Below are 11,509 nucleotides of genomic sequence, written 5' to 3' on the forward strand. Positions count from 1 at the left end.
GCCGCGGGGCCTGACCCCCCGGCGCGCCCCCTTTGGCGCTCCCTTTGGCGCCCCCGGGGCGGCCCGCCGGGCTCAGCCGGCGCTGTTAATCGGCGCTGGCGGCGGCGGGTTCCGCCGCCGGCGCGCCCTCCGGCAGGATGGCGCCGAGCAGGATCTCGCCCGCCTGCTCCAGCGCGCGGGCCGCCGCCTCGCCGCCCAGATAGGGCACGGCGCAGAAGGCGCCTTCCAGCAGCAGCAGCATGCTGTCGCCGGCGATATCCGGCTCCGCCGCCCCGGCCTCGGCGCAGAGGGCGCGCAGCAGCTCGCGCATGGCGTGCTTGCGGGCATCCGCCACCTGGCGGGCCGGGTGGTCGGGGTCGGGGAATTCGACGATGGCCAGGCCCATCGGGCAGCCGCGGAAGCCCGGGCTGCGCATCGCCTTGGCCGCCTGGCGCAGGAAGGCCATCGGCCGGTCGCGCGCCGGCATGCTGCCGCACAGCACCGGGCCGTACCAATCCTCCTCCTCGGCGCAATCCTCGCGCAGGATCGCCTCGACCAGCGCGTCCTTCGAGGGGAAGGCGCGGTAGAGGCTCATCTTGGTGGTGCCAGCGACGCGGCACACCTCCTCCACCCCGGTGGCGCGGATGCCCTGGCGGTAGAACAGCTCCTTCGCCGCATCCAGCACACGCTGCGCCGCCGGCCGCGCGTCACGCGGGCTGTGGGCCTTGGGCGTTGCCGTTTCGGTCACGGGAGCCTCCTTCCTCTGTCCTCGCGTTCTCGTGGGCAAAGCATCATCCCTGCCCCCTTGCAATGATACCGATCGGTACGTATCCCTATGTGACGAACCGGTCGGTATCATCCGGCCCTGGAGATAGGCAATGTCCTCCCACTTCCGCAAGGCCCTTCCTACGGCGTTGCTGGCCTTCGGGCTCCCGGTCCTGGCCAGCCAGGCCGCGCTGGCCCAGCCTGCCCCGCCCGCCGTCACCGTCGCCGAGCCCGTCCGCCGCCAGGTCACCGAATGGGACGAGCATGTCGCGCGACTCGAACCCTCCGCCCGGGTGGAGCTGCGGCCGCGCATCTCCGGCCAGGTGCAGCGCGTGCATTTCCGCGATGGCCAGATCGTCCGCCAGGGCGACCTGCTCTTCACCATCGACCAGCGCCCCTTCGCCATCGCCGTCGAGGCGGCGCGGGCCGAGATCGCGCGCGCCGAGGCGCGGCTGGATCTCGCCCGCCAGGACATCAACCGCACCGCCCCCCTGGTGCGCGACCGCATCGCGCCGCAGGCGCAGCTCGACAGCCGCCGCGCCGCCCAGCGCGAGGCCGAGGCGCAGCTCGCCTCGGCCCAGGCGCAGCTGCGCCAGGCCGAGCTGGAGCTGAGCTGGACCGAGGTGCGCGCGCCGCAATCCGGCCGCGCCTCCGACCGCCGGGTCGATGCCGGCAATCTGGTGCAGGCCAGCGACACGCTGCTGACCACCATCCTGGCGCTGGACCCGATCTATGCGGTGTTCGACATGAGCGAGGCGGATTATCTCCGCCTGGCGCGCGCCGGCATCACCCGCCCGGGCGCCGAGCCCGCGGTGCAGCTGCGCCTGGCGGATGAGACCGAATGGCCGCGCCAGGGGCGGCTCGACTTCCTGGACAGCGCGCTGCAGGGCCGCTCCGGCACGCTGCGCGCCCGCGCGCAGATCGCCAACCCGGACATGCTGCTGGCGCCCGGCCTGTTCGCCCGGCTGCGGCTGCGCGCCGGCGAGGGCGAGGCGCTGCTGATCCCGGACGCCGCCATCGCCGCCGACCAGGCCGCCCGCATGGTGATGACCGTCACCGCCGACGGCACGGTGCAGGCCAAGCCGGTGACGCTGGGCCCGGTGGTGGACGGGCTGCGCGTGGTGCGCCAGGGCCTGTCGCCGCAGGACCGCGTCATCGTGGCCGGGCTGCATTTGGCCCGGCCGGGCGGGCGCGTCACGGCGGAGCTGGCGCCGCCGGCCCGGCTGGCGCAGCGCTGAGCCAGAAGCCTGGGGGAGAATGAATTCTCCCCTTTTCTTTCAGGCTGCCGCGCGAGCGTGGCCAGGCGGGCCGCCGACCGACAACGGAGGTCGGCCCTGAAAGAAAGGGGGAATTCATTCCCCCGGAACTTTCCTGTTTCTTCCTTTCTGGGACAAAGCCCATGCGCTTCGCCCGCTTCTTCATCGCGCGGCCGGTCTTCGCCGCGGTGATCTCGATCGCGATCACGCTGATCGGGGCCATCGCCGCCTTCCGCCTGCCGATCAGCGAATATCCCGAGATCGCGCCGCCCACGGTGACGGTCAACGCCACCTATCCCGGCGCCTCCGCCGAGACGATCGCCGCCACGGTGGCGACGCCGCTCGAGCAGGAGATCAACGGCGTCGACAACATGCTCTACCTCACCTCGCAATCGACCGGTGACGGGCGTCTGACCGTCACCGTGGTGTTCCGCCAGGGCACCGATGTCGATGCGGCGCAGGTGCTGGTGCAGAACCGCGTGGCCGTGGCCGAGCCGCGCCTGCCCGAGGAGGTGCGCCGCCTCGGCCTGCAGGTGCGCAAAGCCTCGCCCGACCTGCTGATGGTCGTGCACATGCTCTCGCCCGATGGCTCGCGCGACCAGCAATACGTGTCGAACTACGCGACGCTGAATGTGCGCGACCGGCTGGCGCGGCTCGATGGCATCGGCGATGTGCAGATCTTCGGCGCGCGCGACTACGCCATGCGCATCTGGCTCGACCCCTCGCGCGTGGCGGCCCGCGGCCTGACCCCGGGCGAGGTGGTGGAGGCGCTGCGCCGCGCCAATGCGCAGGTGGCCGCCGGCGGGCTGAACCAGCCGCCAACCGGCATCGGCCAGGGCCAGGCCTTCCAGGTGAACGTCCAGGCGCTGGGCCGCCTGATCACGCCGGAGGAATTCGCCGAGACGGTGGTGGCCACCGGCGAGGGCGGCGCGCCGGTGCGGCTGCGCGACATCGCCCGCGTCGAGCTGGGCAGCCAGGACTACACGGTCAACGCCTACCTCAACAACCAGACCGCGACCGCCATCCCGCTGTTCCAGCGCCCCGGCTCCAACGCGCTGGCCACCGCCGAGGCGGTGCGCCACACCATGGAGGAGCTGTCGAAGAGCTTCCCGCCCGGGCTGCAATATTCCATCGTCTATGACACGACGCGCTTCATCGCCCAGTCGATGGAGGCGGTGCTGCACACCTTCATCGAGGCGATCCTGCTGGTCGTCGTCGTGGTCATCCTCTTCCTGCAATCCTGGCGCGCGGCGGTGATCCCGCTGCTGGCCATCCCGGTCTCCATCGTCGGCACCTTCGTGGCGATGTCGGCGCTGGGGCTGTCGCTGAACACGCTGTCGATGTTCGGCCTGATCCTGGCCATCGGCATCGTCGTCGACGACGCCATCGTCGTGGTGGAGAATGTCGAGCGCCACCTGGCCGACGGCATGCAGCCGCGCGCGGCGGCCGAGCGCACCATGGACGAGGTGGGCTTCGCGCTCCTCGCCATCGCCCTCGTGCTCTGCGCGGTCTTCGTGCCCACCGCCTTCATCTCCGGCATCGCCGGCGCCTTCTACCAGCAATTCGCCGTCACCATCGCGGTGGCGACGCTGATCTCGGCGCTGGTCTCGCTCACCCTCTCCCCGGCCCTCGCGGCCCTGCTGCTACGGCCGCACAGCCACCATGCCCCCACCGGCTGGCGCCGCTGGGCGACCGCCCCGGTCGGGCTGTTCTTCCGCGGCTTCAACCGCGCCTTCGACGCCATGTCGCTCGGCTATGGGCGGATGACGCGACGGCTGCTGCGCTTCTCGGCGCTGCTGCTGATCCTCTATGCCGGGCTGCTGGCGGCCACCGGGCAGATGGTGCGCACCACGCCGACCGGGCTGATCCCGCCGCTCGACCGCGGCTATCTGATCGCCGCCTTCCAGCTGCCGCCGGGTGCGGCGCTGTCGCGCACCGATGGCGTGGTGCGCCGCGCCTCGGAAGCCGTGCTGCAGATCCCGGGCGTCGAGGGGGCGGTGGCCTTCGTCGGCTTCGACGGCGCCACCTTCACCAACGCGCCGAATTCGGGCGTGATCTTCGTCACCCTCAAGCCCTTCGAGGAACGCGCGGCGCAGGGCCTGGCCTATGGCGCCATCCTGGGCCAGGTGCAGGCGCGCCTCGCCCAGGACCGCGAGGCGATGGCGCTGGTCATCCCGCCCCCCTCGGTGCCCGGCATCGGCACCGGCGGCGGCTTCAAGCTCTATGTGCAGGACCGCACCGGCCAGGGGCCGCGCGCGCTGGAGCAGGCGACGCAGCGCATCGTCGGCGCCGCCTTCCAGCGGCCCGAGATCGCCATGGCCTTCACCCTGTTCAACACCTCCACCCCGACGCTGCGCACCGAGGTGGACCGCAGCAAGGCGGAGATGCTGGGCGTGCCGGTCTCCCGCGTGGCGGAGACGCTGTCGGTCTATCTCGGCTCGGCCTTCGTCAACGACTTCAACATCCTTGGCCGCACCTACCGGGTCACCGCCCAGGCGGAGGAGGCGCAGCGCCTGACGCCGCGCGACGTCGCCCTGCTGCGCACCCGCAATGATGACGGCCAGATGGTGCCGGTGGGCGCGCTGGCCCGCTTCGCCGACGACACCGCGCCCTATCGCGTGCCGCGCTACAACCTCTATCCCGCGGCCGAGATCCAGGGCGCGGCGAAGCCCGGCATCTCCACCGGCCAGGCGATCGCCGCCATGGAGGCGGTGCTGGCCAGCGAGCTGCCGGACGGCTTCGGCTTCGAATGGACCGAGATCGCCCTGCAGGAGACGACGCAGGGCAACACCGCGCCGATCGCCTTCGGCCTGGCCGTGGTCTTCGTCTTCCTGCTGCTGGCGGCGATGTATGAAAGCTGGCTGCTGCCGCTGGCGGTGGTGCTGATCGCGCCGATGTCCGTGCTGGCCGCGCTGATGGGCGTGGTGTGGCGCGGCCTCGACAACAATGTGCTGGTGCAGGTGGGTCTGGTGGTGCTGGTGGGCCTGGCCGCCAAGAACGCCATCCTGATCGTCGAATTCGCCCGCGCCGCCGAGGCCGAGGGGATGAGCCGCTGGCAGGCGGCGGAAGCCGCCGCGCGCACCCGGCTGCGGCCGATCCTGATGACCTCGCTGGCCTTCATCCTGGGCGTGCTGCCGCTGGCCATCGCGACCGGCGCCGGCGCCGAGATGCGCCAGAGCCTGGGCACCGCGGTCTTCGCCGGCATGCTGGGGGTGACGATCTTCGGCCTGGTCTTCACGCCGATCTTCTACGTCGTCGCCCGCGCCATGGCCCGCCGCCAGAAGAGCGCGCCGCTGCAGCCGGCCCAGGCCACGCCCCACTAAGGGCGGGCCGGACCACAGCAGACACGATGAAGCCGGGGGGCTCCCACCCTCCGGCTTTTTTCTTTCGTGCTGCCGCCGTCGGGTGGGGAGGCGGGACGCGACGCTGGGCCGGAGCGCATCTGGCGAGTGTTGCGCCACCCGTCCCGGCCATGACCGGCAGCCGGAAGAAAACCGGCAGCTGAAAGAAATCAGTCCGCGTAGGTGCCGGCGGCTTCGATGATGGGGCGCCAGCGGGCGACTTCCTCGGCCAGGAAGCGGCGGTGGAATTCGGGGGTGGCGCGCTCGGCGGTGGCGGGTTCGGTGACCAGGTCGGCGAAGCGCTGGCGCAGGCGCTCCTCCTTCAGGGCGGCGCGCAGCGCGGTGGCCAGGCGTTGCTGCACCGGCTCCGGCGTGTGGGCCGGGGCGTAGAGGCCGTGCCAGGTGCTCATGACGATGCTGGGCTCGCCGGCCTCGGCGGTGGTGGGCAGTTCCAGCCCCGGCACGCGCTGCGGCAGGGTGACGGCATAGGCCTTGAGGCGCCCCTCGCGGATGAAGGGCATGGTGTTGGTGGCCTGGTCGCAGAAGATGTCGATGCGGCCTGCCATCAGGTCGGTGATGGCCGGCGCGCTGCCGCGGAACACCACCGGCGTCACCGCCCTTCCGGCGGCGTGCTGCAGCAGCATGCCGCAGAGCTGGTTGGCGCCGCCCAGGCCGGAATGCGCCAGGTTCAGCCTGTCGCCCTGCTGGCGGATCTGCGCCATGAAGCCGGCCAGGTCCTGGGCCGGGAAGTCGGGGCGCGCGATCAGCGTCATCGCCGCGTCGGAGGCGAGGCCGAGCGGCGCGAAGCTCTCCAGCACCGAGAAGGGCAGGCGCCGGTACAGCGTCGCCGTGCTGGCCATGCCGACATGGTGCATCAGCAGGGTGTGGCCATCGGGCCGCGCCTGGGCGACGCGGGCGGCGGCGATGGTGCCGCCGGCGCCCACCACATTCTCCACCACCACCGGCTGGCCGAGTTCGCGCGACATGCCCTCCGCCACCAGGCGGCTGATCACGTCCGTGGGCCCGCCGGCGGCGAAGGGCACGGTCAGGGTGATGGCGCGGCTGGGGAAGGCCTCCTGCGCGCGCAGCGCGGGGGCGGCCAGCAGCAGTGGCAGGGCGGCCATCAGGCCGCGTCGGGTGATGCGCATGGATCGATTCCCTCGAAGGCCAGGTGCTTGTTGCTTTGTCTGGCTCGTTCCGGTGCAGCGGGACGGGCGGCGGGGGCGCCGCCCGTCCGGTTCGTGCCGTTCAGGCGTTGTCGGCGCGGATCGCCTCGCAGACGGCCTCCGTCACCTCACGCGTCGTGGCCTTGCCGCCGAGATCGGGGGTCAGGATGCCGGCCCCCGTCACCTGCTCCACCGCGCGCATCAGCCTGGCGGCGGCGTCGCGCTCGCCGAGGTGCTCCAGCATCTGCGCGCCGGTCCAGAAGGTGGCGACCGGGTTGGCGATGCCCTTGCCCGTGATGTCGAAGGCCGAGCCATGGATCGGCTCGAACATCGAGGGGAAGCGCCGCTCCGGGTCGATATTGCCGGTGGGCGCCACGCCCAGGCTGCCGGCCAGCGCCGCGGCGAGGTCGGAGAGGATGTCGGCATGCAGGTTGGTGGCGACGATGGTGTCGAGGCTGCCCGGCTTCAGCACCATGCGCATGGTCATGGCGTCCACCAGCATCTTGTCCCAGGTGACGTCGGGAAATTCGTGGGAGACCTGCTCGGCGATCTCGTCCCACATCACCATGCCGTGGCGCTGGGCGTTGGACTTGGTGACGACCGTCAGGAATTTGCGCGGCCGCGCCTGGGCCAGGCGGAAGGCGTAGCGCATGATGCGGGTGACGCCGACACGGGTGAAGATGGCGGTCTCGGTCGCCACCTCCTCCGGCAGGCCGCGATGCGCGCGGCCGCCATGGCCGGCATATTCGCCTTCCGAATTCTCCCGCACGATCACCCAGTCCAGGTCACCCGGGCCGCAATCGCGCAGCGGCGGGGTGATGCCGGGCAGGATCTTGGTGGGGCGGACATTGGCGTACTGGTCGAAGCCCTGGCAGATCGGCAGGCGCAGGCCCCACAGGGTGATGTGGTCCGGCACGTCCGGCGCGCCGACGGCACCGAAATAGATCGCGTCGAAGCGCTTTAGCTGCTCCAGCCCGTCGCCCGGCATCATCACGCCATGCTGGCGATAATAGGCCGAGCCCCAGGGGAACTCCTCCACCGCCAGGCGGAAATCGCCGCAGCGGCGCTCCAGCGCCTCCAGCGCCTGCAGCCCGGCGGCGATCACCTCGGGGCCGATGCCATCGGCCGGAATGGCGGCGATCCTGTGCTCGCGCATCGCGTATCCTCATCCTCTTGGGCCGGCGAGCCTAGGATGGTGACGCGGCGGGATCGCGCGCATAGGATTATACAAGAAAACGCATCAATCCCGGGGAGGGCGCGGTGGAGCTGCGGCAGCTGGGCTGCTTCGTGGCGGTGGCGGAGGAGCTGCATTTCGGCCGCGCCGCCGCGCGGCTGCACATGCTGCCCTCGGCGCTCGGCCGCCATGTGCGGCAGCTGGAGGAGGAGCTGGGCACGGCGCTGCTGGTCCGCACCACCCGCCATGTCGCCCTGACCGCCGCCGGCAGCGCCCTGCTGGAGGAGGCGCGCGCCTTGCTGGCCGGTGCCGCCGCCGCCGCGCAGCGGGTGCGGGCCCTGGCGCAGGAGGCGCAGCTGCTGCGGCTGGGGGCGATCGACAGCGCCGCCTCCACCCTGCTGCCGCCCCTGCTGTCCGCCTTCCGCGCCCGGCACCCGGCGGTGGAGACGCGGCTGACCGAGGAGAAATCGGCCCGCCTGCTGCCAATGCTGGCCTCCGGCCGGCTGGATCTGGCCTTCATCCGCACGCCGCCCGCCGAGTCGGGCCTGGCCTTCCTGCCCTTGCGGCAGGAACGTCTGGTGGCCGCCCTGCCGCGCGGCCATGCCCTGGCGCGACGGCGGCAGCTTTCTGCGCGCGACCTGGTGGGGGAGCGGCTGATCCTGCCGCCGCGCCACAGCCGGCCGCACAGCCTGGCCCTGGCGGCGCGGCTGTTCGAGGAGGCCGGCCTGTCCCTGCCCCGCCCGGCGCAGGAGGCGGCGGAAAAGCAGACCATCGTCGGCCTGGTGGCGGCGGGGCTGGGCGTGGCGCTGGTGCCGGAATGGGCGGCGCAGCTGGGGGCGCGCGGGCTGGTCTACCGGCCGCTGGCGGCACCACGCGAGCCGGCGCCGGAGGCGATGCTGGGGGCGGCCTGGGTGGCAGGGCAGGTCTCGCCGGCGCGGGATCTGTTCCTGGAAGTTCTCAGGAAGGATTCTTCTTTTTCTGAAGAAAAAGAAGCAAAAAGACTTTCTTTCAGGCTGCCGCCGTCTCCCGGCTAGGCGGGACGCCAAACTGACAGAAGTTTTTTGGTTCTTTTTTAAAAAAAGAACTTTCCTGTGCATCCCCCTTCCCTTGCACCGCGCCCGGCGCGAAGCTGCCGCATCGAGGCGGGAGAGGGATGATGCCATGAGCGGATCGGAGGATCCCTATGCCCTGCTCGGCGTGGCGCGCGACGCCTCGGCGGAGGAGATCCGCCGCGCCTATCGCAAGCTGGCCCGCAAGCTGCACCCCGACCTGAACCCGGGCGACCGCCAGGCGGAGGAGCGCTTCAAGCAGGTCTCCGCCGCGCACGACCTGCTGTCGGATGCCGAGAAACGCGCCCGCTACGACCGCGGCGAGATCGACGCCAGCGGGCAGGAGAAGCCGCAGCCGCGCTACTGGCGGCAGCATGCCGGCGGCGAGGGCGACCGCCACAGCAGCGGCGCCGGCTTCGCCGACATGGCGGAGGAGGATGACATCCTCTCCGAGATCCTGGGCCGCCGACGGGCCGGGCGCGCCGGGTCGGGCATCCGCATGAAGGGCGCCGATCTGCGCGGCCGCGTCACGCTGGAATTCCTCGAGGCGGTGAATGGCGAGACCAAGCGTCTGGTGCTGCCCGATGGCTCGGCGGTGGATGTGAAGGTGCCGCCGGGGGCCGAGGATGGCCAGGTGCTGCGCCTGCGCGGCAAGGGGCAGGAAGGCTGGGGCGGCGGCCCGCCCGGCGATCTGCTGGTGGAGCTGGTGGTGCTGCCGCACCCGCTCTTCACCCGCGATGGCCACGACATCCGCCTGACCCTGCCGGTCAGCCTGACCGAGGCGGTGCTGGGCGGCAAGGTGGAGGCTCCGACGCCGGCGGGCACGGTGATGCTGGCCATCCCGCCCGGCAGCAACAGCGGCACGGTGCTGCGCCTGCGCGGTCGCGGCGTGCCGCGCCCGGATGGCAGCCGCGGCGATGCCTATGCCGAGCTGCGCGTGATGCTGCCGGAGAAGCCGGACCCGGCCCTGGAAGAATTCCTGCGCGGCTGGTCCGCGGGCCGCGCCCATGATCCACGAAAGGGGATGGGATGATCCGGCGCGAGGAATTCCTGCTCCAGTCTGGCCTCATCGAGCCGACGCTGGAGCTTTGGGTGTCGGAGGGCTGGCTGTCGTCGGAGGCGGAGCGGCCTGTGGCGGAGCTGGCGCGTGTGGCGCTGATCCGGGATCTGACGGAGGAGCTTGGGGTGAACGCGGCGGGTGTGGATGTGGCGCTGCGGCTGCTGGACCAGTTGCATGGTCTGCGCGCGGCCTTGCGGGCGGTGTTGGAGGGTCTGCCGCCGGAGGCGCGGGCCGCGGCGCTGGCGTCGCTGCGGGGGGATCTGGAATGACGAAACCCCCAGGGCGAATGCCATGGGGGTGTGGGATGCGGGGACAGGATTTGAACCTGTGACCTTCAGGTTATGAGCCTGACGAGCTACCGGGCTGCTCCACCCCGCGGTGGTGGGTTTGTTCCGTTCATGGTGGAAACCAAAAAGAAGGTCCGGCTTGGTGGCCTGGCGGCGACCTACTCTCCCGCGCCTTGAGGCGAAGTACCATGGGCGCTGGGGTGTTTCACGGCCGAGTTCGGGATGGGATCGGGTGTATCAACCCCGCGATGGCCACCAGGCCACCAAGCCGGATCTTCTTTTTGGGTGTGAACGGATGGTGTGTCTGATTTGGTGATGTGAGTGAGTGTGAGTGCGGATTGGTGCTGCGTGCGGTGTCGGTTTTGAGGCCGACAGCGATGGGAGAGATGAGATCGTTTGGGCTATTAGGACCGCTTAGCTGAGCCTGTTACCAGGCGTATACATGCGGCCTATCGACGTGGTGGTCTTCCACGGCCCTTGGGGAGACCTCGTTTAGAGGCTGGTTTCCCGCTTAGATGCCTTCAGCGGTTATCCGTTCCGTACTTAGCTACCCAGCGATGCTCCTGGCGGAACAACTGGTGCACCAGAGGTACGTCCATCCCGGTCCTCTCGTACTAGGGACAGATCCTCGCAAGTCTCCAACACCCATGGCAGATAGGGACCGAACTGTCTCACGACGTTCTAAACCCAGCTCACGTACCGCTTTAATCGGCGAACAGCCGAACCCTTGGGACCTGCTCCAGCCCCGGGATGCGATGAGCCGACATCGAGGTGCCAAACCTCCCCGTCGATGTGGACTCTTGGGGGAGATCAGCCTGTTATCCCTAGAGTACCTTTTATCCGTTGAGCGATGGCCCTTCCACGCGGGACCACCGGATCACTAAGGCCGACTTTCGTCTCTGTTCGCGCTGTCGCGCTCACAGTCAGGCGGGCTTATGCCTTTGCACTCAACAGCCGATGTCCGACCGGCTTGAGCCCACCATCGCGCGCCTCCGTTACCATTTGGGAGGCGACCGCCCCAGTCAAACTGCCCGCCACGCAGGGTCCTGGCCCCGGCTATACGGGGCTCAGTTAGATGCCAGAAAGGCGCAGGGTGGTATTTCAAGGATGGCTCCGCCGAAGCTGGCGCCCCGGTTTCATAGCCTCCCACCTATCCTACACAGCCCCTTCCTGGCACCACTGCGAAGTTGCAGTAAAGGTTCATAGGGTCTTTCCGTCTGACCACGGGTACCCCGCATCTTCACGGGGAATTCAATTTCGCTGAGCCCATGCTGGAGACAGTGGGGAGGTCGTTACGCCATTCGTGCAGGTCGGAACTTACCCGACAAGGAATTTCGCTACCTTAGGACCGTTATAGTTACGGCCGCCGTTTACCGGGGCTTCGGTTCGGAGCTTGCACTCCTCCCCTTAACCTTCCGGCACCGGGCAGGCG

General features: G+C 70.3%; 8 protein-coding genes, 1 tRNA gene and 2 rRNA genes (1 of these 11 running past the window's edge). 5 read left to right on the plus strand and 6 right to left on the minus strand.

Annotated elements, in window-relative coordinates; translation table 11 throughout:
* Window positions 1-85: 85 nt before the first annotated feature.
* Window positions 86-727: a TetR/AcrR family transcriptional regulator gene (locus QE401_RS16095; protein ID WP_307139167.1), complete on the minus strand. Its 642-nt coding sequence runs from the start codon at window positions 725-727 to the stop codon at window positions 86-88.
* Window positions 728-857: 130 nt separating this feature from the next.
* On the opposite strand from QE401_RS16095, the gene QE401_RS16100 reads away from it, so the two are divergent.
* Together QE401_RS16100 and QE401_RS16105 are read left to right on the plus strand one after the other, a co-directional pair.
* Entirely contained in the window at window positions 858-1,982 is a 1,125-nt protein-coding gene (locus QE401_RS16100) for an efflux RND transporter periplasmic adaptor subunit (RefSeq protein ID WP_307139168.1), read from the plus strand.
* A gap of 161 nt (window positions 1,983-2,143) precedes the next feature.
* A complete protein-coding gene (locus QE401_RS16105) occupies window positions 2,144-5,323 on the plus strand; it encodes an efflux RND transporter permease subunit (protein ID WP_307139169.1) in 3,180 nt (1,059 codons plus the stop codon).
* 188 nt (window positions 5,324-5,511) lie between these two features.
* On the opposite strand, the gene QE401_RS16110 is transcribed toward QE401_RS16105, so the two are convergent.
* The gene (locus tag QE401_RS16110; RefSeq protein WP_307139170.1) at window positions 5,512-6,489 is read right to left on the minus strand and encodes a tripartite tricarboxylate transporter substrate-binding protein; all 978 of its coding nucleotides are present in this window, start codon (window positions 6,487-6,489) and stop codon (window positions 5,512-5,514) included.
* A gap of 100 nt (window positions 6,490-6,589) precedes the next feature.
* Window positions 6,590-7,663, minus strand: coding sequence for a tartrate dehydrogenase (locus QE401_RS16115; RefSeq protein ID WP_307139171.1), 1,074 nt, complete (start codon window positions 7,661-7,663; stop codon window positions 6,590-6,592).
* Window positions 7,664-7,767: 104 nt separating this feature from the next.
* On the opposite strand from QE401_RS16115, the gene QE401_RS16120 reads away from it, so the two are divergent.
* The 3 genes from QE401_RS16120 to QE401_RS16130 all read left to right on the plus strand — a co-directional run bounded on the left by QE401_RS16120 (window position 7,768) and on the right by QE401_RS16130 (window position 10,059).
* A complete protein-coding gene (locus QE401_RS16120; protein WP_307139172.1) occupies window positions 7,768-8,715 on the plus strand; it encodes a LysR family transcriptional regulator in 948 nt (315 codons plus the stop codon).
* A gap of 127 nt (window positions 8,716-8,842) precedes the next feature.
* Window positions 8,843-9,763, plus strand: a complete 921-nt coding sequence (locus QE401_RS16125) for a DnaJ C-terminal domain-containing protein (RefSeq protein WP_307139173.1) — start codon at window positions 8,843-8,845, stop codon at window positions 9,761-9,763.
* The gene (locus QE401_RS16130) at window positions 9,760-10,059 is read left to right on the plus strand and encodes a chaperone modulator CbpM (RefSeq protein WP_307139174.1); all 300 of its coding nucleotides are present in this window, start codon (window positions 9,760-9,762) and stop codon (window positions 10,057-10,059) included. The genes QE401_RS16125 and QE401_RS16130 overlap by 4 nt, the downstream gene beginning before the upstream one ends.
* Before the next feature lie 35 nt (window positions 10,060-10,094).
* On the opposite strand, the gene QE401_RS16135 is transcribed toward QE401_RS16130, so the two are convergent.
* From QE401_RS16135 to QE401_RS16145, 3 genes are all read right to left on the minus strand, one after another.
* Window positions 10,095-10,168, minus strand: a tRNA-Met gene (locus tag QE401_RS16135).
* A gap of 54 nt (window positions 10,169-10,222) precedes the next feature.
* Window positions 10,223-10,337: ribosomal RNA gene (gene rrf, locus QE401_RS16140) — 5S ribosomal RNA — on the minus strand.
* A gap of 123 nt (window positions 10,338-10,460) precedes the next feature.
* Window positions 10,461-11,509: ribosomal RNA gene (locus QE401_RS16145) — 23S ribosomal RNA — on the minus strand; it runs 1,687 nt beyond the window's last position.

Origin of the sequence: Pseudoroseomonas cervicalis, assembly GCF_030818485.1 — a bacterium.
Classification (GTDB): domain Bacteria; phylum Pseudomonadota; class Alphaproteobacteria; order Acetobacterales; family Acetobacteraceae; genus Pseudoroseomonas; species Pseudoroseomonas cervicalis_A.

Coding starts and splice junctions, on each gene's coding strand:
- QE401_RS16100 (WP_307139168.1), top strand. CDS start 858: ATGTCCTCCCACTTCCGCAAGGCCCTTCCTACGGCGTTGCTGGCCTTC.
- QE401_RS16105 (WP_307139169.1), top strand. CDS start 2,144: ATGCGCTTCGCCCGCTTCTTCATCGCGCGGCCGGTCTTCGCCGCGGTG.
- QE401_RS16110 (WP_307139170.1), bottom strand. CDS start 6,489: ATGCGCATCACCCGACGCGGCCTGATGGCCGCCCTGCCACTGCTGCTG.
- QE401_RS16115 (WP_307139171.1), bottom strand. CDS start 7,663: ATGCGCGAGCACAGGATCGCCGCCATTCCGGCCGATGGCATCGGCCCC.
- QE401_RS16125 (WP_307139173.1), top strand. CDS start 8,843: ATGAGCGGATCGGAGGATCCCTATGCCCTGCTCGGCGTGGCGCGCGAC.
- QE401_RS16130 (WP_307139174.1), top strand. CDS start 9,760: ATGATCCGGCGCGAGGAATTCCTGCTCCAGTCTGGCCTCATCGAGCCG.